Source organism: Halioxenophilus sp. WMMB6, from assembly GCF_033283405.1.
Taxonomy (GTDB): Bacteria; Pseudomonadota; Gammaproteobacteria; order Pseudomonadales; family Cellvibrionaceae; genus Halioxenophilus.
This window is the reverse complement of sequence record NZ_JAWMQR010000008.1, coordinates 153,095-174,554: the sequence shown is the minus strand read 5'-3', so window position 1 is coordinate 174,554 and position 21,460 is coordinate 153,095. Positions and strand designations below refer to the sequence as shown.

Annotated in this window: 22 protein-coding genes; 13 read left to right on the top strand and 9 right to left on the bottom strand. The window is 58.4% G+C overall.

Annotated features, from left to right (window positions below):
* Positions 1–4 precede the first annotated feature (4 nt).
* Positions 5–2,029, bottom strand: a complete 2,025-nt coding sequence (gene rep / locus SBL51_RS18000) for a DNA helicase Rep (RefSeq protein WP_317932495.1) — start codon at positions 2,027–2,029, stop codon at positions 5–7.
* Positions 2,030–2,279: 250 nt separating this feature from the next.
* Between rep and SBL51_RS17995 the strand changes: the two genes are divergently transcribed.
* The 4 genes from SBL51_RS17995 (at position 2,280) to SBL51_RS17980 (ending at position 7,540) form a co-directional block, all read left to right on the top strand.
* Positions 2,280–3,995 (top strand): putative bifunctional diguanylate cyclase/phosphodiesterase, encoded by a 1,716-nt coding sequence (locus SBL51_RS17995; RefSeq protein ID WP_317932494.1) that lies wholly within the window; start codon positions 2,280–2,282, stop codon positions 3,993–3,995.
* Positions 3,996–4,126: 131 nt separating this feature from the next.
* A complete protein-coding gene (gene typA / locus SBL51_RS17990) occupies positions 4,127–5,935 on the top strand; it encodes a translational GTPase TypA (RefSeq protein WP_317932493.1) in 1,809 nt (602 codons plus the stop codon).
* Between the two features lie 364 nt (positions 5,936–6,299).
* Positions 6,300–6,893 carry a hypothetical protein gene (locus SBL51_RS17985; RefSeq protein ID WP_317932492.1) on the top strand — a complete coding sequence of 198 codons (594 nt, stop codon included), beginning with the start codon at positions 6,300–6,302 and terminating at the stop codon, positions 6,891–6,893.
* Between the two features lie 65 nt (positions 6,894–6,958).
* The gene (locus SBL51_RS17980) at positions 6,959–7,540 is read left to right on the top strand and encodes a DUF3365 domain-containing protein (protein ID WP_317932491.1); all 582 of its coding nucleotides are present in this window, start codon (positions 6,959–6,961) and stop codon (positions 7,538–7,540) included.
* Here the strand turns inward: SBL51_RS17980 and SBL51_RS17975 are convergent.
* Entirely contained in the window at positions 7,535–7,993 is a 459-nt protein-coding gene (locus tag SBL51_RS17975; protein ID WP_317932490.1) for an isoprenylcysteine carboxylmethyltransferase family protein, read from the bottom strand. The two genes, SBL51_RS17980 and SBL51_RS17975, sit on opposite strands and share 6 nt — an antisense overlap.
* 3 nt (positions 7,994–7,996) lie before the next feature.
* The gene (locus SBL51_RS17970) at positions 7,997–8,356 is read right to left on the bottom strand and encodes a rhodanese-like domain-containing protein (protein WP_317932489.1); all 360 of its coding nucleotides are present in this window, start codon (positions 8,354–8,356) and stop codon (positions 7,997–7,999) included.
* A gap of 162 nt (positions 8,357–8,518) precedes the next feature.
* Between SBL51_RS17970 and ubiE the strand changes: the two genes are divergently transcribed.
* From ubiE to tatC, 8 genes are all read left to right on the top strand, one after another.
* Positions 8,519–9,268 (top strand): bifunctional demethylmenaquinone methyltransferase/2-methoxy-6-polyprenyl-1,4-benzoquinol methylase UbiE, encoded by a 750-nt coding sequence (ubiE, locus tag SBL51_RS17965; protein ID WP_317932488.1) that lies wholly within the window; start codon positions 8,519–8,521, stop codon positions 9,266–9,268.
* On the top strand, positions 9,268–9,906 hold the full coding sequence (locus SBL51_RS17960; protein WP_317932487.1) for an SCP2 domain-containing protein: 639 nt from the start codon (positions 9,268–9,270) through the stop codon (positions 9,904–9,906). Before ubiE ends, SBL51_RS17960 begins: the two co-directional genes overlap by 1 nt.
* A gap of 9 nt (positions 9,907–9,915) precedes the next feature.
* Positions 9,916–11,544: a ubiquinone biosynthesis regulatory protein kinase UbiB gene (ubiB, locus tag SBL51_RS17955; RefSeq protein WP_317932486.1), complete on the top strand. Its 1,629-nt coding sequence runs from the start codon at positions 9,916–9,918 to the stop codon at positions 11,542–11,544.
* 88 nt (positions 11,545–11,632) lie between these two features.
* Positions 11,633–12,031, top strand: coding sequence for a phosphoribosyl-AMP cyclohydrolase (gene hisI / locus SBL51_RS17950; RefSeq protein ID WP_317932485.1), 399 nt, complete (start codon positions 11,633–11,635; stop codon positions 12,029–12,031).
* Positions 12,032–12,046: 15 nt separating this feature from the next.
* Positions 12,047–12,382, top strand: coding sequence for a phosphoribosyl-ATP diphosphatase (locus tag SBL51_RS17945; protein WP_317932484.1), 336 nt, complete (start codon positions 12,047–12,049; stop codon positions 12,380–12,382).
* Positions 12,383–12,448: 66 nt separating this feature from the next.
* On the top strand, positions 12,449–12,682 hold the full coding sequence (gene tatA / locus SBL51_RS17940) for a twin-arginine translocase TatA/TatE family subunit (RefSeq protein ID WP_317932483.1): 234 nt from the start codon (positions 12,449–12,451) through the stop codon (positions 12,680–12,682).
* A gap of 23 nt (positions 12,683–12,705) precedes the next feature.
* Positions 12,706–13,071, top strand: coding sequence for a Sec-independent protein translocase protein TatB (tatB, locus tag SBL51_RS17935; RefSeq protein WP_317932482.1), 366 nt, complete (start codon positions 12,706–12,708; stop codon positions 13,069–13,071).
* Positions 13,068–13,859, top strand: coding sequence for a twin-arginine translocase subunit TatC (gene tatC / locus SBL51_RS17930; protein ID WP_317932481.1), 792 nt, complete (start codon positions 13,068–13,070; stop codon positions 13,857–13,859). The genes tatB and tatC overlap by 4 nt, the downstream gene beginning before the upstream one ends.
* Positions 13,860–13,888: 29 nt before the next feature.
* Here tatC and SBL51_RS17925 read toward each other — a convergent pair whose 3' ends face one another.
* The 4 genes from SBL51_RS17925 to SBL51_RS17910 form a co-directional block, all read right to left on the bottom strand.
* Positions 13,889–15,004, bottom strand: a complete 1,116-nt coding sequence (locus SBL51_RS17925) for an HD domain-containing phosphohydrolase (RefSeq protein ID WP_317932480.1) — start codon at positions 15,002–15,004, stop codon at positions 13,889–13,891.
* 312 nt (positions 15,005–15,316) lie between these two features.
* Positions 15,317–15,754 carry a D-aminoacyl-tRNA deacylase gene (gene dtd, locus SBL51_RS17920; protein WP_317932479.1) on the bottom strand — a complete coding sequence of 146 codons (438 nt, stop codon included), beginning with the start codon at positions 15,752–15,754 and terminating at the stop codon, positions 15,317–15,319.
* Positions 15,755–15,785: 31 nt separating this feature from the next.
* Entirely contained in the window at positions 15,786–16,757 is a 972-nt protein-coding gene (gene pip, locus SBL51_RS17915; protein WP_317932478.1) for a prolyl aminopeptidase, read from the bottom strand.
* Positions 16,758–17,000: 243 nt separating this feature from the next.
* On the bottom strand, positions 17,001–18,056 hold the full coding sequence (locus tag SBL51_RS17910; protein WP_317932477.1) for a WYL domain-containing protein: 1,056 nt from the start codon (positions 18,054–18,056) through the stop codon (positions 17,001–17,003).
* A 428-nt stretch (positions 18,057–18,484) separates the two neighbouring features.
* Between SBL51_RS17910 and SBL51_RS17905 the strand changes: the two genes are divergently transcribed.
* Complete coding sequence (locus SBL51_RS17905) at positions 18,485–19,168, top strand: DsbA family protein (RefSeq protein ID WP_317932476.1); 684 nt, start codon at positions 18,485–18,487, stop codon at positions 19,166–19,168.
* A gap of 25 nt (positions 19,169–19,193) precedes the next feature.
* On the opposite strand, the gene SBL51_RS17900 is transcribed toward SBL51_RS17905, so the two are convergent.
* Together SBL51_RS17900 and SBL51_RS17895 are read right to left on the bottom strand one after the other, a co-directional pair.
* Entirely contained in the window at positions 19,194–20,339 is a 1,146-nt protein-coding gene (locus tag SBL51_RS17900) for a retroviral-like aspartic protease family protein (RefSeq protein ID WP_317932475.1), read from the bottom strand.
* Positions 20,340–20,388: 49 nt separating this feature from the next.
* Positions 20,389–21,282, bottom strand: a complete 894-nt coding sequence (locus SBL51_RS17895) for a fructose bisphosphate aldolase (RefSeq protein ID WP_317932474.1) — start codon at positions 21,280–21,282, stop codon at positions 20,389–20,391.
* Positions 21,283–21,460 lie beyond the last annotated feature (178 nt).

Sequence of the window (21,460 nt, the reverse complement as noted above, 5' to 3'; positions counted from 1 at the left end):
TGGCTTACTGGTCGTCATCGCCAAACATTGCCATTAAATTGTCGAGTGTATCTCTGCCCCGTGCCTGATTCTGTTCCTCGCTGAGCTGGCCAAAGCCCTCGAACTCCAGATCCTCTTTGGGAAGTTCTTCCAGGAATCGACTTTCACTGGTCTCCATAATTTCACCAAACTGTTTGCGCTTGGCGGCCAGCATTAACGTCAGGCTGCGCTGGGCGCGGGTAACCCCCACATAAGCCAGGCGTCGCTCCTCTTCGATATTCTCCTCTTCGATGCTGGTGCGATGCGGCAGAATCTCCTCCTCCACGCCGAGGATAAATACGTGCGGAAATTCCAACCCCTTGGAGGCGTGTAGGGTTAGCATCTGCACTTGGTCTTGTATCTCTTCCTCCTGTTGCCGCTCCAACAGATCCATCAATACCAGTTTGGTGATGGCGTCTTTCAGTGATACTGCTTCCCGGCTTGGGTCTTCCGGTTTCAACATGCGGCCGATGGAGTCGAGCAGGTAGTAGACATTTTCCATGCGCCGTTCGGCCACCTTGGCGGAGCTGGCGTTTTGGTGCAGCCAGCCCAGGTAGTCGATATCTTCAATCATTTCGCGAATGGCCGACATAGCCTGGTCGGTCTCCGCCTGCAGACTGAGATTTAAAATCCAGGAGTGAAAGCGTTGCAAGCGGACCAGTGCCGCTTCGGAGACGTGGCTCTGTAAGCCGATCTCCTGGCTGGCGGCAAATAGGCTGATGTGTCGTTCGGTGGCGTAGCGGCCCAGAGACTCCAGTGTGGTGGGGCCAATCTGTCGGCGCGGGGTGTTGATGATGCGAAGAAACGCGTTGTCGTCATCGGGGTTGACCACCAGACGCAGGTAGGCCATCACATCTTTAATTTCTGCGCGGGCAAAAAAGGAGGTGCCGCCGCTGATGTTATAGGGGATTTGATGGTGCTGTAATTTCATCTCCATCAACCGCGCTTGGTGATTGCTGCGATAGAGGATAGCGAAATCCTGATATTTGGCTCGGCGGTTTAAGCGCTGCACCATGATTTCCGTGGCGACCCGTTCGGCTTCGGTCTCTTCATTGCTGCATTTAATAATGCGAATGGGATCACCAAAGGCTTTATCGCTCCACAGTGTTTTATTAAAAATGTGCGGGTTATTAGCAATCAGTTGGTTGGCGGTTTTTAGAATGCGCTGGGTGGAGCGGTAGTTCTGCTCCAGTTTAATTACCTCAAGGGTGGGGAAATCCTCGGTCAGTTGCGCCATGTTTTCCGGGCGCGCACCGCGCCAGGCATAAATGGATTGGTCGTCGTCACCCACCACAGTGATGGCGCCGCGGCTGCCGACCAGCTGTTTTACCAGGCAGTACTGAGCGCTGTTGGTATCCTGATACTCGTCCACTAACAGGTAGCGAATGCGTTTTTGCCACTGCCTGAGAATATCTTCGCGTTCACTGAACAGCTGCACCGGTGTCAAAATAAGATCGTCGAAGTCGACCGCATTGTAGGCGCGCAGAGCCTGGTTGTAGCGCTGGTAGATCAGGGCGATTTTTACTTCACCGTCGCTGTTGGCGTGACTTAGGGCATGGCCGGGTAAAATCTGATCGTTTTTCCAGTTGGAGATAATGTTCTGGGTCAGGTTGAGGTGATCACTGTCGAGATCACCGTCTTTGAGCATCAGTTCCTTTAACAGTGCGCGGGCGTCCTCGGCGTCAAAAATAGAGAAGCCGGGTTTGAAGCCGAGTGCCTGGTGCTCGCGCCGAATGATATTGAGCCCCAGGTTGTGAAAGGTGGAAACTGTTAAACCTTTGGCGGCACTGCCGGAAACCAGCGCTGCGGCCCGCTCTTTCATTTCGCGCGCGGCCTTGTTGGTAAAGGTTAAGGCGGCAATGTGGCGGCCGGGTATGCCGCACTGCTCGATCAGGTAGGCGATCTTGCGGGTGATTACGCTGGTTTTGCCGCTACCGGCGCCGGCCAATACCAGACAAGGGCCGCCGACGTATTCGACCGCTTGTTTTTGACGGGGGTTGAGTTGATTCACTGTAATTTGTTTCCGCGCGTTAACCTGACACCGGCTCCGCTGCGCGGAGCAAACTGTGCTGCTGCATGGCTATTTGTCAGAAGCCAACTATAGTGAAAATAGGTGGGCTCTGTCTGTTTGGCTGAGGTTAGTGGTTGCCAAAGTGCTAGTTTAAGGGGCTTGCCGGCAAACGAAAACCGCCCATTGCCGGTGGTGTTCACGGGTGCTCAATAACAACAATAACTCACCAAACCACGGCTTCAATAAAATCATGGAAACAGACATTCAGCTGTTGGTTGTAACCCCCAATCGCTGGGAGTTCGACCGTATCCAAGAGAGCCTGGCCAAACATGGCCGGTATACCTGTCATTGGCACGAACGCCTGGCTGGCGTCGAAAGCCAAGTTGCCAGTGGCGACTATCACCTGGTGCTGCTGCAGTTTCACTGGCAGCACAAAACCACACAGATGCTGCTCTATCGCCTGCAGAGCCAACCGTTGCCACCGCCGGTGGTGGTCTTTACCGAGATGCTGGAAAAGGATGTCGACCAGCAGGTGATCAGTGTTGGTGCCGCGGCCGACTACTTCAATCTCGACACCCTGGTGGCCGAACATCTGGAGCGGATACTGCGCTACGCGCTGGTGCGGCAAAATTATGAACAGCGGCTGGCGCGCCAGGCTCACTACGATGAGTTGTGCGGTATCGCTAATCGCAGCCTGTTTCAGGATCGCCTCAATCGCGCCATTCACTCCAGCCGCCGCAACCGCGAGCGCTTTGCGCTGCTCTTTATTGATCTGGACCACTTCAAACGCATTAACGATAGTCACGGTCACTCGGTGGGCGACGCGGTGTTGCGCGGCTGCGCCAAACGCTTGAGCACTGGCCTGCGCCAGAGTGACTCCCTGGCGCGTATCTCCGGCGATGAATTCACCGTGCTGATCGAGCGGGTCGACTCCAACCACAATCTGGAGCAACTGGCCAACAAGCTCATCCGCCAGATTCAGCAGCCGTTGGTACTCGAGGGGCTAACCCTGACGCCCAGCTGCTCCATGGGCATAGCTATCTACCCCGACGTCGGCGACGACAGCGAGACCCTGCTGCACTGTGCCGACGCTGCCATGAACGAGGCCAAAAAGCAGGGTGGTAACAGTTTTGTTATCCACCAACTGAAATTTGAGCCGAGTAACGACAGCCAGCTGCTGCACCACCATGACCTGTTGCGTGCCCTGCAGCGGGAGGAGTTCTGCCTGCGGTTTCAGCCGCGGGTGGAGATTGCCAGTGGCCAGATAGTGGCGGTAGAGGCACTGTTACGCTGGTCGCATCCGGAGCGGGGCCTGCTGGCGCCGGCCGACTTCTTCCCTCTGGCCGAGAAAAAGGGGCTGTTGCCCAGCTTGGGTTACTGGGTACTGCGCGAAGCCATCAGTCAGTGGCAGCGGCTCAACGAGGAGCTGGAGCAGCCGATTCGGCTGGCCGTCAACCTGGTGGGGGCGATGCTGTGTGAGGTGCGCCTGATCGATCGCCTGCGCCAGCTACAGGCGGACATTGGCAGGGCGGGGTTGGCGGGCCTGGAGCTGGAGGTGCGCCAGGCCGATTGGCTGCAGCATGGCTCGGCGCTATCGGCCCTGACTATGGCCACCAACACCATGGGGGTGCGTTTCTCCCTCGATGGCGTGGGCCGGGGTACCCTGCCCCTGGCCGACCTTGCCGACGATACCATCGCCAGCCTGGTGATTAACCGCGAGCTGGTCTCGGAGGTGGATATCAACCCCAAGGCGGTGCGCATGATTGAGGCGATAACAGAGTTGGGGCGGGTGTTAAACAAGGTGACCGTGGCCCAAGGGGTGGAGAACCTGCAGCAGCTGCGACTGCTCCAGGCCACCGGTTGCAGCCAGGTGCAGGGCTATTTCACCGCCTCTCCGCTGCGTGCTGCCGATCTGCGCACCCACCTGTTGCAGCAGCGTTTGGGCCGCCTGTCGATGTTTAGTTAGGCGTCGTTGGCCGTTGCTAATGGTCGGTTGGGCGGGGAAACTTCCCCTGAATCGAAATAACCCTTAGCCAGCCACAGTCACTCTGGGTATAATCGCGGCCTATTTTTTACCCGCCCAGAGAAGTTTTCCCCGTGATAGAGAAGTTACGAAATATCGCCATTATTGCCCACGTTGACCATGGCAAAACCACCCTGGTCGACAAACTGCTGAGTCAGTCCGGCACCCTCGACCGCAAAGACGTTGGCGCAGAGCGCATTATGGACTCCAACGACCAGGAGAAGGAGCGGGGAATCACCATTTTGGCGAAGAACACCGCCATCAATTGGAATGACTACCGTATCAACATCGTCGACACCCCGGGGCACGCCGACTTCGGTGGTGAAGTGGAGCGTGTCCTCTCCATGGTCGACTCCGTACTACTGCTGGTCGACGCCCAGGACGGCCCCATGCCGCAAACCCGCTTTGTAACTTCCAAAGCGTTTGAGCAGGGCTTAAAGCCGATTGTGGTGATCAACAAAATCGACCGCCCCGGCGCACGCCCTGACTGGGTACTGGACCAGGTATTCGATCTGTTTGACAACTTAGGCGCCACCGATGAGCAGCTCGACTTCCCGGTAATCTACGCCTCGGCCCTGAACGGTATTGCCGGCCCAGATCCCAGTGAGATGGCCGAGGACATGACCCCGCTCTACCAGATGATTGTCGACCGCGTACCGGCGCCTGAAGTTGACCCGGAAGGCCCCTTCCAGATGCAGGTTTCAGCGCTCGACTACGACAGCTACGTGGGTGTTATCGGTATTGGCCGCATCTCCCGTGGCAGCCTCAAGCCCAACCAGCAGGTGGTGATTAAATCCGCCAATGGCAACGAGCGCAAAGGGCGTGTGCTGCAGGTGAAAGGCTACCTGGGGCTGGAGCGTATCGATACCGAACTGGCTACCGCCGGCGATATCGTCTGTATTACCGGGATCGACAAACTGGGTATCTCCGACACCCTCTGTGACCCGGATTGCGTTGAGGCGCTGCCGCCACTGTCGGTGGATGAACCCACGGTGAGTATGACCTTTATGGTGAACGACTCCCCCTTTGCCGGCAAAGAGGGCAAGTTCGTTACTTCGCGCAATATCAAGGAGCGCCTGGATCAGGAGCTGATTCACAACGTGGCCCTGCGCGTAAAACAGGGCGATAGCCCCGACAAATTCATTGTTTCCGGCCGCGGCGAGCTGCACCTGTCGGTGTTGATTGAGAACATGCGTCGGGAAGGCTTCGAGCTGGGTGTTTCCCGTCCCGAGGTGGTGCAGAAAGAGATCGATGGAGAGATCCAAGAGCCGTTTGAAGCGGTGGTGATCGACGTTGAAGAGCAGCACCAGGGTGCGGTGATGGAAGAGCTCGGCCTGCGTAAGGCGGAGATGACCAACATGGCGCCGGATGGCAAAGGCCGGGTGCGCCTGGAGTTCATTGTGCCGTCGCGCGGGTTGATTGGTTTCCGTGGCCAGTTCCTGACACTCACTTCCGGCTCCGGCATCATGACCTCCATTTTTGACCACTACGGCCCGGTTAAGGCCGGTGAGGTGGCCAAGCGTCAGAACGGTGTACTGGTGAGCATGGTGCAGGGCAAAACCCTGGCCTACGCCCTCTACAGCTTGCAGGATCGCGGCCGCCTCTTTTTAGGTCACGGTGTCGACGTTTACGAAGGTCAGGTGATCGGTATCCACTCCCGCTCCAACGATCTGGTGGTTAACCCCACTAAGGCTAAGCAGCTCACCAACATCCGTGCGGCTGGTACCGATGAGGCACTGATCTTGACGCCGCCCATTAAACACACCCTGGAACAGGCTCTGGAGTTTATTGAGGACGACGAACTGGTAGAGGTAACCCCAGCCAGTATTCGGGTACGCAAAAAGCTGCTCACCGAGAACGAGCGCAAGCGCGCCAAGAAGTAGTTGATTGAAAACGGGCCATCAGGCCCGTTTTTTTTGGCTTGTGTTTCTCTCTGCTGCACCGCTGCTGTTCACCCGAGCCGTATCTAGGCCGGCCCTACTCCCGCTATTCATCCTTTACCTATTTCTATTAATGCGCTGTGCGCTGGTGCGGCTTGTGCCGTTCGTGGTTTAAGCCGGAGGCAGATAAATTGTTGGGGCCAATGGCAGTTGATTGCTGTGCAACTATTGAGTTTTACCCGTAATTGGGTGCAAATAGGGGTTTGCCAGCCTGTGGGGTGTTCCAACTGGGTTGTGGTAACCAGAGCCGTGACAATCGGAGTAGTGGTAATCTAAATGGACGGTCAGAGCCGTAAGGGAGTGGGTGATGCAATTGGCTGGTTTGGTGATCGATTGGCACCCAGGTATTGGCGACCCGACAGTCGCCGGCTGGGTAACGGTGGGACTCTATTTTTTTGCCGCCCTGGGGGCGCTGGCGGTGCTTCGAGTGGCTACTGGCGAATTTCCCTCCACCCCTCGTCGCCAGCGAGGTTTGTGGTGGGTGCTGCTGGTCTGCCTGATTCTATTGGGCATTAACAAACAGCTCGACCTGCAGACCCTGTTTACGGAGCTGGGCCGGGCGCTCTCCAGGGAGCAGGGTTGGTATGGCCAGCGGCGGGTGGTGCAGCGGTTGTTTATCGATGGCGTGGTGGTGACCTCGATTATCGTCACCCTCGCCCTCTTCTACTATTATCGCGGGCTGCTCGGCCGCAATATTCTGGCGCTGTCGGGTTTTGTCTTTGTCGTGGGCTACGTTTTGATTCGCGCCACCTCCTACCACAATACCGACCATTTTATTCACACCAAGCTTGGTGGCTTGGAGATGAACTGGATATTGGAGTGTTTTGGGCTGCTGTTGATCATCATCAATGAGTGGCTCTTGCTTCGCCGGGCGAAGGCTGCGCAAATGGTCAGTGCCTAGTTGCGGCCAGTCCCAACCGACGGGGCGGCCGCCATTGCCTAGCTACAAAGCGCGGGAGCACTGCTATGAACAAACCCACACATCGCTTTGCCGTCCTGCTGTTGGCCTCGGCCGCTGCCCAGGCGGATGTCTCTGTTAATAAAGAGCATGTCACTGAAGAGCGTGTCAGCGAAGGGCAGGCACTGTTGCTGCCCTTTAAACAGCAGTTGATGATGGCCTTGAAAACCGGGCTGCAACAGGGGCCAGAGGCGGCCGTTGCCGCCTGCCGCCTGCAAGCGCCGGCCATTGCTGCGTCGCTGAGCCAGGACGGTGTCCGTATTGGGCGCACCAGCCACAAGCTGCGCAACCTGGCCAACGTCCCCGAACCCTGGTTGCAGCCACTGCTGGCCAGTTATCTGGCGGAGCGCGACCAGCCGCCTCAGGCGGTCGCCCTGGCGGAGGGGTTGGTCGGTTATGTGGAACCGATTACCGTTCAGCCTCTCTGCCTCACCTGCCATGGCGATGCGCTGGCGCCGGCGCTGGCCGCCAAGATCAACACCCTCTACCCAGATGACCAGGCCACCGGCTTCCAGACTGGTGACTTTCGCGGTCTGTTTTGGGTGGTCTTTCCCGAGAGCCGGGTTAAAGCCGGCGGTAGTGAGTTATAGCCAGCGTTTGGTCTGGCTTAGATAGCGGCGGTAATCATCACCAAAGCGGGCGTTCAACGCCCGCTCTTCCGGCAATATTTGCAGATAACTCACCAGCAGGATGAACAGCACCACACCCAGCAGTGCGAGTGGTGCCGCCAGAAAGGTGGCCCAGGCCAGCAGTTGCAGGCAGAGGCCAACGTACATGGGGTTGCGGCTGTAGCGGTAGAGGCCGGCGGTGACCAACTGGCTGCTGGCGTTGGGGGTAAGCGGGTTGATAGTGGTCTTGGCGCGCCGGAAGGCAATGATAGCAGCCAGCTCTATGGCCAGCCCCAGGCCGACCAGCACTAAGGTGGCGGCCAGGGTGGCGGTTCGGTTCCAGGCCAGCGGCGGCAGCAGCCGGGCCAGGCCAAACATGACCGCGGCGCTGGCCAGGGCCAGCAGCGGCGGTGGAATGCGCAGAGCCAGGGCCACGCGCTACTCGGCGCTTTCGCTCTGCTGTTCGATCAGGGCCTCGGCATCGGTCAGGCCGCCGATATTTAATACCTGGGTGTAGCCGAGCGCTTCCAATGAGGCTTTGGCCAGGCCAGCGCGGTGGCCGGAGCGGCAGTAGACATAAATGGGGGCCTCTTTATCGGGCAGGGCGCTGGCGGCCTGGGCGCTGACTTCGGTGTGCGGGATGTTGAGTGCGCCATCGACATGGCCATCGGCAAATTCCTGGGCCGTGCGCACATCCAGCCAGACGACGTTATCGGGCAGTTCAGCAATGGCCAGTACTGGCAGGCTGAGGCCGAGGGCGAGAGTGAGGGAGCTGAGCAGTCGTTTGAAGGGGAGCATGGTGTCGGTTCCTAATTGTTATAGCCTTGGTCATAATGCCGGCCATCATAATGGTTGCTGGTATCAGACTGCCAGCCGTGGAAACGGTTCAGCGGCCACGCAAACACTGAAATCACCTGCCAGCTCGCGTACAATGGCGCGACGCCAGTTTTAGGAACCTCCATGAACGACGACAATACCACCCATTTTGGCTATCAGCGTGTTAACAAGGCGGAAAAGGCCGGCCGTGTAGCCGATGTCTTCCACTCGGTGGCCGCCAAGTACGACCTGATGAACGACTTGATGTCCGGCGGAGTGCACCGGCTCTGGAAACGCTACACCATTGAGATGTCGGCGGTGCGTGCCAAGCAGAAGGTGTTGGATATCGCCGGCGGTACCGGCGACCTCAGCTATCAGTTCTCCCGCCTGGTGGGCCCCGAGGGTCTGGTGGTACTGGCCGATATCAACGACTCCATGTTGGCGGTGGGGCGCGACAAGCTGACCGACCGCGGTGTCGCTGGCAACATCGAATACTGCCAGGCCGATGCCCAGTACCTGCCTTTCCCCGACAACACCTTCGACTGCATCACCATCGCTTTTGGCCTGCGCAATGTCACTGACAAAGACCTCGCGCTCGCATCCATGCAGCGGGTGTTAAAGCCCGGTGGCCGGCTGCTGGTGCTGGAGTTCTCCAAGCCCACCAACCCGGTGATGGAGAAGCTCTACGACCACTACTCCTTTAAGATTCTGCCACTGATGGGCAAGGTGATTGCCAACGACAGCGACAGCTATCAATACCTGGCGGAGAGTATACGCATGCACCCGGACCAGGAGACCCTGCTGGAGATGATGCAAAACGCCGGCTTTGAGCAGTGTAAGTACCACAACATGACCTCGGGTGTGGTGGCCCTGCACATGGGCTTTAAACCCTGATGGAGCCCGGTCGCTTTCCGGGGCCGACCGCCACCTCTGCCCTGCTCGCGGCCGCCGAGCAGGCACTCAACCAGGCACTGCGCTTTGATCCCGGCAGCCGTGAGCGGCTGGCCAAGCTGGAGGGGCAAAGTCTGTTGATCTGTCTGCGTGAGCCCGAGTGGCAGCTGGGGGTAACCGTGCGCGAGCAGCAGCTGGTACTGCTGGCGGTGGTGGAAGAAGCCACCACCGAGTTGCAGGCCCGTGCTGCTGACCTGCTCGCCTGGCTGGTGGATGGCAAGCAGAGCTTGGCGGAGTTGAATATAGAAGTCACCGGCAGCACCCAGTTGTTGATTGAGTGGCAGGCCTTGGCGCAGAACTTGGATATCGACTGGGAAGATGGCTTAAACCGCTGGTTGGGTGATCTGTTGGGCCATGGCCTGGCCGAACTGGTGCGCTCCGGCTGGAGTTGGGCGCGGGCGCGTCAGGCCAGCATTGGCAATCAGCTGATGGAGTTCCTGCTGGAAGAGAAAAACCTGCTGCCCAACCGCGCCCTGTTTGATGATTTTCGCGCTCGCAATCAGAGCTTGCGCCTGCACACCGACCGGCTGGAAGCGCGCCTGCGCCGGTTGCGTCAGAAGTTGGCCGCCGACGACGCCTAAGGACTATTCGTGCTTGCTCTTTTCCGTATTCTGCAGATTCTGCATGCCGCTCTGAAGTTTCGCCTGGACACCTTCATCGACCGCCGCCGCCTGCCCTGGTTGGCGCGCGTGCTGACTCTGCCCCTGGCCTGGCTGCCGACGCCCGCAACCAATCGTGGTGAACGCCTGTGTGGCTTCTTTGAGCACATGGGGCCGGTGTTTGTGAAGTTTGGCCAGCTGCTCTCCACCCGGCCCGACCTTATGCCCCCCGATTTGGTCTCCCGGCTCGATAAGCTGCAGGACGATGTCGCACCCTTCCCGGGCGAGCGTTTTGTCCGCCTGGTGGAGGAGGCCCTTGGTGCGCCCGTGGCGGAGCTGTTCCAGAGTTTTGAGGTGCAGCCCCTGGCCTCGGCCTCGGTGGCCCAGGTGCACTGCGCGGTACTGGCCGACGGCCGGCAGGTGGTGGTGAAAGCGATTCGACCGGAGCTGGAGCCCATTATCGAGAAGGATATCGCCCTGCTGAGGGTGGTCGCCTGGTTGATACAACACCTGAGCGAGGATGGCCGGCGCCTGCACCTGCCCGAGGTGGTGGAGGATTACCGCAACACCATTCTTGATGAGCTCGACCTGCTGCGCGAGGCGGCCAACGCCAGCCAGCTGCGCCGTAATTTCACCGATTCACCCCTGCTCTATGTGCCGGAGGTCTACTGGCCCTACTGCCGGCGCAATGTGATGGTGATGGAGCGCATCTATGGTATTCCGGTAACCCAGGTGGCGGCGCTCAAAGCGCAGCACACCGATATGCGCCGCCTGGCTGAGCGCGGTGTGGAGATCTTCTTCACCCAGGTGTTTGAGCACAACTTTTTCCATGCCGATATGCACCCGGGCAACATCTTTGTCTCTACCGAGCACCCGCGCAACCCGCAGTACATCGCCGTCGATATGGCCGTGGTGGGCTCCCTCTCGCGGGAGGACCAGTACTACTTGGCACGCAACATCCTGGCCATGTTCCGGCGCGACTACCGGCAGGTGGCGGAGCTGCATGTGTTCAGCGGCTGGGTGGCGGCGGATACCTCGGTGGGTGAGCTGGAGGCGGCGATTCGCAGCGTGTGTGAGCCGATCTTCGAGCGGCCGCTGGCGGAGATCTCCTTTGGCCAGGTATTGATTACCCTCTTCCAAACCGCGCGCCGCTTCAACATGGAGGTGCAGCCACAACTGGTGCTGCTGCAGAAGACTCTGCTCAATATCGAAGGGCTCGGCCGGCAGCTCTACCCGGAACTCGACCTCTGGGCCACTGCCCACCCCTACATGGAGAAGTGGCTGCGCGACCGCTTCCACCCCAAAGCGCTGCTGCGCGAGCTGAAACGCTACGGCCCGGAGTGGATGGAGAAGTTCCCCCAGGTGCCACACCTACTGTTTAACAACCTGGAGCGCTTTGTTGAGCTGGCCGAGATGGCGCCGAGCCTGAAACAGGCCAGCAATGCCGTCAACCAACAGCAGCGCAAGAAGCGCAATAAGCTCCGGTTTATCTGGCTGCCATTGGCCGCCGCAGCCGGCCTGGCCGCGTTCCCGGCAGCCTGGCAGTGGTTTCTCGCCCTACCCTGGCAGGCCCTGGCACTGGCCGCATCGGCGGCGGCTGCCTGGCTCCTGCTCGGCTGATGGCAAGCCGAGCCACGGCAAAGGTTTTCAGCGGTGCTTAAACAACATACACTAGCGACCCGCTCGAATATCGACAGGCTGTAGTTGCATGGCAGATGATCAAACCTCCTGGCTTGACCAGGTACGCTGGACCAGCGATGGCCTGGTGCCGGCCATCGCCCAGGATGCCCACAGCGGTCGAATTTTGATGATGGCCTGGATGAACCGCGAAGCGCTGGCTCTGACCGCCGAACGGCGGGTGGCGGTCTACTACTCCCGCTCCCGCCAAAAGCTCTGGTTCAAGGGGGAGACCTCCGGCCACGAGCAGCAGGTGGTTGATATCCGCCTCGATTGCGACGCCGATGTCATTCTGCTCTCAGTCGAACAGAAAGGCGGCATCGCCTGCCATACCGGCCGCGAATCCTGTTTCTATTCATCCCTGCAGGATGGCCAGTGGCAGCCGGTTGACCCGGTATTGAAAGATCCAAAAACCATCTACGGTTCCTAGCCCTTGGCCAACACTATGAGTGACGTTCTTAATCAGCTGACCACCATCATTCAGTCGCGCATAAGCGCCGCTGACCCAAGCAGCTCCTACGTGGCCAGCCTGCATGCCAAGGGATTAAACAAAATATTAGAGAAGGTGTCTGAAGAGTGTGCGGAGACCCTGTTGGCGGCCAAAGATATGGCCGCCAGCGGCGATCCAAAAGAGGTAATTTACGAAACCGCCGATTTGTGGTTTCACAGTTTAGTGATGCTCGCTCATTTGGGCATCGATACCAATGAGGTGCTTGCCGAACTGGCGCGGCGCTTTGATGTCTCTGGCCTCGCCGAAAAAGCCGCGCGAACTGGAAAATAGAATAAAAATACAAGACACTGCACCTACGCCCAAGTGGGCACTAGCACCAAGAGAGGAGATAGAGTTATGGCCCCGAGTTTATGGCAGTTATTGATTGTATTGGCCATTGTTGTGTTGTTGTTCGGCACCAAGCGTTTGAAGAGCATCGGTGGCGACTTAGGTGGTGCGATCAAAGGCTTCAAGAAAGCCATGGATGACGACAAAGAGAAAGAGGAACCTCAAGCCCAAGCCAAAGTGGAGCACGAGCAACCGGCTGAACCCGCTGCAACCAAATCTGACGAAAAACAGACTACTCCCTAACTGATTGCCAGCGGAGTCGATTGGTGTTCGATATTGGATTTTTTGAGCTGCTGCTCATCGCAGTGGTCGGTCTGTTGGTGATCGGCCCCGAGCGGTTGCCGGAAGCCCTGCGCTCAATGGCGCTGTTTGTCGGCCGAGTTAAACGCGGCCTACGCGATACCCGTTTGGAGTTCGAACGCCAGATAGGCGCCGATGACATTCGCCGGCAGCTGCAAAACGAAGAGATCATGTCGCGCCTGGAGCAGACCCGGCGCGACATGAATCAGGCGGTTAATCTACCCAACCAGCTCTCTGAGAGCCTCACCGAAAAAGTGGGTGGCAGTGAGCCCGCCGAAGCCACGCCTCCCCCCGCTGACGATAAAGCACAAGACAAGCCCGCAACACCATGAGTCAAGACGAACAAGGACCCGAAGTCGAACAACCATTGGTTGCTCACCTGATTGAACTGCGTGACCGTCTGTTACGGGCGCTCTTGGCGGTTTTGGTGGTCTTTGGTGGGTTGTTCTATTTTGCCAACGACATCTACAGTTTTATCGCCCAGCCACTCAAGAAGTTTCTGCCGGAAGGGGCCAGCATGATCGCCACCGAGGTGGCCTCCCCCTTCCTCACCCCCTTTAAAATGACCCTGTTCGCCTCGGTACTGGTGGCCCTGCCCTTTTTGCTGTACCAGATCTGGTCGTTTGTGGCACCGGCACTCTATCGCAAAGAGAAGCGGCTGGTACTGCCGCTACTGGTCTCCAGTGTGCTGCTCTTCTACGCCGGTATGGCCTTCGCCTACTTTGTGGTCTTCCCTCTGGTGTTTGGCTTTTTCACCTCGGCCGCGCCGGAAGGGGTGACGGTAATGACCGACATGGGGCGCTACCTCGATTTTGTGCTGAAGCTCTTTTTCGCCTTCGGTTGCGCCTTTGAGATTCCCATCGCCACCATTCTGCTGATCTGGTCCGGGGTGACCGACTCCGCCAGCCTGGCCAAAAAGCGCCCCTACGTGATTGTTGGCTGTTTTGTGGTGGGTATGCTGTTAACGCCGCCGGATGTGATCTCTCAATCCCTGCTGGCGGTGCCAATGTGGCTGCTGTTTGAGGCGGGTATCTTCTTTGGCCGCTTCGTGCGGCCGACGACAGCAGAGGATGACGACGAGCTGGAGCAGAATGACTCCGGCCACGCCGATCTGAAATAGGCTTGCACTGGCCTGGAAAAACCGGCCAGCTAGTTGAGAACCTTCTCCCGGCCTTCGGTTTCGAGGTCGGCCTGGCGGCAGAGTAGAATCTGGTCGATTACCCGTTCAAAACTCTGTACCACATTTGGGTCAAACTGACTCCCCGAATTCTCCCTTAGATAATTCAACGCCCGTGACACCTTCCAGCCCTCGCGATGGGGTCGTTCGGAAGTGAGCGCGTCGAACACATCACAGACAGAGACAATCCGACTGAACAGTGGAATCTCCTCCCCCTTTAGCCCGGCGGGGTAGCCGCGGCCGTCCCAGCGCTCATGGTGGGTGCGGGCGATGGTGGCGGCCACCTGCATCAGCCTGGAGTCATGGGCGCTGAGAATCTGCGCGCCGATCTCGGAGTGGGCTTTTACCGTCTCCCACTCGTCGTCATCCAGGTTACCGCACTTCAACAGCACGTTATCCGGAATAGCGATCTTACCCAGGTCGTGCATGGGGCTGGCCTGTTGCAGCAGGTCGCACTCCTCGCGGCTAAGTCCCAGCTCCCGCCCTAAAATCACCACATATTGGCTGATACGCGCCACGTGGGAGCCGCTGCCGGTATCGCGGTATTCGGCGGTTTTAGCCAGGCTCTCGATCAACTTCAGCTGCGTGTTGTAGAGCTGCTGGGTGCGCTCGAGAACCTTCTCTTCCAATTGATCGCGCTGCTGTTTTAACTGCTTATGTAGCAGGCGCACCTCCAAAATATTGTGCACCCGCAGCAGCACCTCCTCCTTTTTAAAGGGCTTGGTGATGAAGTCTTTGGCGCCGGAGGCGAGGCAGCGGTTTTGTGTTTCGACACCGGTGTCGGAGGTGAGTACCAATACCGGTAGATAGTCGGTGGGGTTGTCGGCGCGCAACTGTTCCAGCACATCAAAGCCGGTCCAGATGGGCATGTGAATGTCGAGGGCGATCAGGTCGTAGCCGTTATTGCGATAGAGTGCGCGTACAGCGCCTGGGTCGATGGTGGAGTCGATGCGGTGATAGCCGGCCTGGCGCAGGATCTTCTCGAAAATGGCGATGTTTACCGGGTCGTCATCAACGATCAGTATTTTGCCTTCCAGGGTTTCGACGGAGATCGAATCCTCAGCTTGCTGTTCGGCAACAAACTCCATAGGTGCTCTTGTTGTATGCGCTAATGTTGAAGGAAGCCACGGGTTGCGTGGTTCAAATATCGGCCCGAACTGCCTTTGTTGTTGGTTTATATAGGGGTGCAGCCCGCTAGGCAGCAATGGATCGGTGGGCCTTAAATTCAGTGATCGTAGCAATATGCCCTAATTTATTAGCAAGATCCTGAACAAATAGCACAATTGTTATATTTTTTAGGGATTTAGCGGCCACTTTATACTCGCAAACTCGTTATATGGCGTCGATCTTCGCCTCTCTTTTGGTAAATGCGGTAAGCGGGCTCAAGTATTAATCCCGGCTCAAGTATCGATAAGAAAAGTGACTGGGCCATCGTTGATGAGTGCCACCTGCATGTCGGCGGCGAAGATTCCGGTGGCCACCGGGCTGTGTTGGGCACGAGCCTGGTCGACCATGTAGTTGTAGAGGCGCTCGGCCAGCTCCGGCGGGGCGGCGCCGGAGAAGCCCGGGCGGTTACCTTTGCGGGTATCGGCGGCCAGGGTGAATTGCGAAACCAGCAGCAGGCCACCGCCAATCTGCTGTACGTTGCAGTTCATCTTGCCCTCGCTGTCGGCAAAGATGCGCAACTGCAGCAGTTTTTTCAGCAGCTTGTCGGCTTCGACCTCGCTATCTTGCTGCTCAACACCGACCAACACCAGCAGTCCCTGGTCGATGCTGCCCACCACTTCGCCGGCAACAGTAACCGATGCCTGCTTAACTCTCTGAATAACGGACTTCAAACGGGGTTTCCTGGCTGGAGGGGATTAACAATCAGGCTGGGTCGGTCAGATCTTTGGTTATCCGCTCGGCAAACTCCATGGTGGCGCGTACCAGGGCATCAACGGTGCCGGGCTCGCGGCTGGCGTGGCCGGCGTCGCGGATGATTTTCAGCTCCGCCTCCGGCCAGCGGTCGTAGAGGGCGACGGCGTTATCGAGTGGGCAGACCATGTCGTAGCGGCCGTGCACAATAATACCGGGCAGGTGGCTGATCTTGTCCATCTGTTTGAGGATCTGATCCTCCTCGATAAAGGAGTCGTGCATGAAGTAGTGGGTCTCGATGCGGGCCAGGGCTACGGCCACGTGGGGCGCGGTGAAGTTGTCGACCAGTTCGTGGTTGGGGCGCAGGGTGGCGCACTGGGCCTCCCATTGCGACCAGGCCTTGGCGGCGGCCATTTGCGCCAACTCGTTACTGCTGGTGAGACGCTGATAATAGGCCGAGAGAAGGTTGCCCTGCTCTGCCTCGGGTATCTGTTTGAGGAAGTGCTGCCAATAGTCGGGGAAGACGTGGGCGGCACCACCCTGGTAGAACCAGTCGATATCTTTCTGACGACAGAGAAAAATGCCGCGTAGGATCAGCCCGAGTACCCGCTCCGGGTGGGCTTGGGCATAGAGCAGGCTCAGGGTGCTGCCCCAGGAGCCGCCAAACAGCAGCCACTGCTCCACGCCCAGGGTCTCACGCAGCGCCTCCATATCGGCAATCAGCGCCTGGGTGTTGTTGTGCAACAGCTCGGCGTGGGGGCGTGAGCGGCCGGCACCACGTTGATCAAAGAGAATGATGCGGTACTTTTCCGGATCAAAAAAACAGCGGTCAGCCGGGTTGCAGCCGCCACCGGGGCCGCCGTGGACAAACAGTACGGGAATGCCCTGGGGGTTGCCGCACTCTTCGTAATAGATTTCGTGGGGGTTATCTACGGTTAGGTAAGCAGTGAGGTAGGGTTTGATGTCTGGGTAAAGTACCAGCATTGCCTGTCCTTTGAGCACGCGCGCCGGCAAGGGCCAGCCTGGCGACGATTGATTATTTGGCCGCAGGCCACCTCAAACTGCAGTGCGGTGGTTGATCGTGGGTGGGGAGCGGCGCAATCCAAAGCCGCACGCCGCGGCAGCGGGGCGGGGCTAGTTAACATAATGGTGATTGGGGAGACTAGCCTTTCGGTCGCTATGCTGTAAAGCGGCATTTGTGCTGCCGCTTTGACAGTTGTCGCTAAATTAGCGGGCGCCCGCCCGCGCTTTTCTGGGCGTGGTGGTCTCGGTGGCAGCTTCCGGCTCGCTGACGGTGGCGCTGGTGGCAACAAAAACCTCGGGCTTGGCCTGTTGCTGCCGGTCGAGGGCGGCCTGCAGCAGGTGGTTAAGACGCTCGGCAAACTGGCTTGGAGACAATACCTGGACATTGGGCAGGTGGCTGACGACCCGGGCCATGAGTTGATCCTGGTCGATCAGTGGCAGCGACAGAAAGTAGCACTGCTCCTGCCACAGACCCTGTTGGTTGGGGTGCCAGCTCTGTTTGGCGACCTGGTGGGCGCTGTCGCCCCAAAAACGCAGTTGCAGGGTGAGTGGCTGTTGTTGGTTATAGCCCAACTGGTTGGCGAAAAATTTATCGAGATTCTTGGGCGCTATCTCCCGGCTGCGGGCCGAGAGCAGTTCGATCTTTTGAATTCGGGCGACGTTAAAGCTACGCAGCTGGTGGAGCAGGTGGCACCAGGCCGCCAATTGCCAGGCGCCGGCGCGGTAGATCAACGATTGCGGGCAGATGGTCAACTGCTGTAGCTCGCCGTTGTCACTGCTGTATTGAATGGCCAGCTGCCGGCGCTCAAGCAGGCCGGAGCAGAGCAGACTGAAATCGTGGTTAAAGCTGTAGGGTGGGGCGTCGGAGAGATACCTCACCCGGCGCTCAAACTGGTATTGGTTAATTTTGCGGGTGCGTAGCAAACGCGTGAAATTACCTTCGAGGACGTTGAGGTCCTCCTGCAGCAGGCCCGGCTGAGTGCGCTGAATCTGATCGCTCATCTGCGCGACTTGGACAAATTCGCTGGGGCTTAACCAGAACTCTGGCAGACGGTAGCGTTCGCCGGTGTAGATCTGATATTGAAAACCGTCATCCATCTGCTCGATGGGGGCGGCCAGATACCTTTTCATTTGCTCCAGCAGTTGGGCGACTGCTTCTGGCGCAATACCCAGGTCACTGCCGATATCGGCCAGTGTCAGGGTGCGTCGACGGGTGCAAAACAGCTGATGAATTCTTTCGATTTGTTGTAGTTTGTTCATGGGCTGTTGATCCTAAGCCTGGAGAGTCCCTAGGGTGGTTCTTAGAAAAAGCAGAAAACTGAGTACCAGCCAAGTGTGTTCAGCCTAACCCTACTGCAGCCCCCAAAAGTGACGGTACCAGGCTGAAGCGAAAATCGCGTCGCCAAACTTACATCAGATGTTTGGCAAACCCCAATGGCTGAATGAGGGTAACTGTAAATTAAGACGTGATTTATCGTAGGTTGGCGCACTGATCATGCATTATGTAAGCCAAAATGTGAACAGTGTAACGTTTGAAGTTTTTGCGACAATTTTATGAAATGTGCGCTATTTAACCGTTGAAAGGGCCGCAAGGGTGCATTAGGGGGCTTTACTTTGGTGCGCAAAGCACCATCACTGAACATTGAGCCGGTGACGGCGATTGACCATTGGGTCTAAGGATGAAGGCGATGACAACCAAAGCAACCACCGCTGGCCATGAGCCGGTCGTGGTGGATTACTACTCCGATCTGCTCTGCATCTGGGCCTGGATCGCCCAACGGCGCCTGGATGAGTTGAGCGAGCAGTTGGGCGACCAGGTGCGGGTGCACTTTCACTTTATGGACGTATTTGGTGACGCCCACGGCAAGATTCGCAACCAATGGCATGCGCGCGGGGGCTTTGACGGCTTTGCCGACCACGTTGCCGCCAGCGCTGGTCAGTTTGATCACCTTGCTGTGCACCCTGAGCTCTGGCGCAGTGTGCGGCCGCACTCCTCGGCCCCGGCCCACCTTTTTATCAAGGCGGTGCAGTTGGCTTATGGGGAGGGGCCGGCGACGGCTTTGGCGTTAACCATGCGCCGCGCCTTCTTTGAAAATGGCGTTGATATTGGCCAGTGGCCCAATCTGCTGGGCTTGGCGGAGCAGCACGCCTTAACGGCGGCTGGTATCGAGTCGGCGGTGGCCAGCGGGCAGGCTTACGCGGCGCTGATGGCCGATTATCAAAAGGCCAAGCGTGAGGGTTTGAAAGGGAGCCCCAGTTACCTGCTCGACGGTGGTCGGCAGGTGCTGTTTGGCAATGTTGGTTATCGCATCCTCAGCGCCAACGTGGAAGAGCTGTTGCGCAAGCCCGCCGGCGAGGCAAGTTGGTGTTGAGGCGGGTTGGTGCTGACGGTGTAGCTTAAGGCTGGCTTGCTTGGCTTCTCGGTTGCAGTTCCAGCAGCTTTTGCTCGGGGTCGATGTGGAATAGAAAGCGGTTTAGCACATTCATACCGAGCAGGCCATCGGCTGGCAGTTGCTCGTCCGGCAGCACAGCAAACTCCACCTCCGCCAGTTGGTAGGGGCCGAGCTGCACCGAGGTCAGCCGGTAGATGTCGGCCTGGGTGGGGCCGGCGGCGGTGTTGAGTGTCGCCTGGCGGAGAAAGGTTTTGTCGTCCAGGCTCGCCAATTGCGAGTGGCTGAGTACCGACAGGGTGGCACCGGTATCCAGCAGTAGCAGCCGGCGGCTGCCGTCGGCAAAGGTGACCGGCACCCGCAGGTGGTTGCCATCGGCCTCCAGCAACAGTTGCGTACGCGCCGGTGAACGGGCACGGCTGAGAGCTTGGCGCAGACTGCTGGCTTCGTGGCTGAGGGTTGGGTCGCCTTCCAGTTCCGCCAGGCGCAGCTCGGCCTGGTCGAAATCACCCTGGCCGATCAATGCGTTGATCATTGCAATCTGGTAGGGCGCATAGCTGGGCTCGCGCCACAGCAGCTCATCCAAAAAAGCCAGTGCCTCGGGGTATTGGCTACCCTCCTGCCACTGCTGCAGCTGCTGTAGAGCCAGGTAGCGGGCGGTGGTAATCAGCTCATCGGCACTGCTGCCCTGGGTCTGTGCTGCCAGTTCGTAGTAGGCGTTAGCCGCGTCGCGCCGTGCGCCGCGCCGTTGCAGCAGCTGGGCCTCGGTGAGCAGAAAATCTTCGTTATAGGGGTAGGCGTCGAGCAGGGCGCTCAGGGCGCGGTCGACGAAGTCGTAGTCGTGATTGTCGAGCCGTGCCTGCAGCTCCTGCGCCCAGGCCAGTTCCAGCTCGGCAGCCTGCTCTTCGGACTCCTGGTGCAGCCGGTCCAGGGTGGCGATGGCCAGTGGGAAATTCTCCTGTTGCAACCAGACCAGGGCGCTCTGCTCCAGTGGCAGCTCCTGTGGTGGAGTGTTACTGATCGGTTGACTGATGGCCGGAATTGCCGGCTTGGCGGTGTGGTGAGCGCGATAGAACTGCCAGAGGTTGACCGCCAGAGAGGCTGCCAGCAGGGCGATGAGGAGGGGAGTGGAGAGTCGCAACGGCGGGCTCATACCGATCTACGCACCACCCGGCAGGCCAGGGTGGTGCAGCGGCCTTACCTTAGGTGGCAGAGGCCTGGTAGATCGATTCGATGGCGTCATCCAGCATGGCGTTGAACTCGTCGTCGCTCTGCTGGGCGGACAAGCCTTCGGTCAGCGCCCGTGAGAAGCTGGCAATCATGCCGGGGTTGGCGGCGGTTTTTTCGTTGGCTTCAGTGCGCGAGTAACCACCGGAAAGGGCCACCACTTTGACCACGTTGGGGTGGTTGATGCACTCATCGTAGAAACCGGCGCTGCTGGGCAGTGAGAGTTTCAGCATGACCAGTTGATCGGGTGACAGGGCAGCCAGCTCGGCCATGATCTTCTCTTTCAGAATGGCCTCGGCGTCGGCCTTGGATGGGCTCTTGATATCGACCTCGGGCTCGATGATGGGCACCAGGCCGGCGGCGATAATCTGCTTGCCGATCTCAAATTGCTGGGCCACCACCGCGGCGATACCCGCTTCATTGGCCTCGGCAATAAACGAGCGCATTTTGGTACCGAACACATCCTGAGCTTTGGCTTTGGTCAGCAGTTCATCCAGGTTGCTGATCGGCTTCATCAGTTGCACACCATCGTCGAGGTCGGCCAGGCCTTTGTCCACCTTCAGGAAGGGTACTACGTTTTTTTCACTCCACAGGTAGGTGGCGGAGGGCATACCTTCAATATCGCGCTCGAGCGTGTTTTCAAACAGGATGGCGCCGAGCACGCGCTCGCCGGTGAAAGCAGGGCTGGTGATGATACGGGTGCGCATCTGGTGAACCAGGTCGAACATGGCTTCGTCGTTGTCGTAGGCATCTTCATTAATGCCGTAGATACGCAGAGCCTTGGGGGTGCTACCGCCACTTTGATCGAGTGCCGCGATAAATCCTTTTTCCGTTTTGATCTTTTCAAGTTGTGCAGTAAAGCTGGACATAGTTCAACGCTTCCCGTTCGTTTAACTGGCAATCATGCCGATGGATAGATGTAGGTCACTGGGGGGCAAAATTACCACAAAACGCCGGTTAGTGGCACAGCAGATTCCGACCTGAGGCCATTTTGGCTGGACATCGGCCGCTGGCCCGTTAAAACTACAAAACCGCTGTAACCACTGG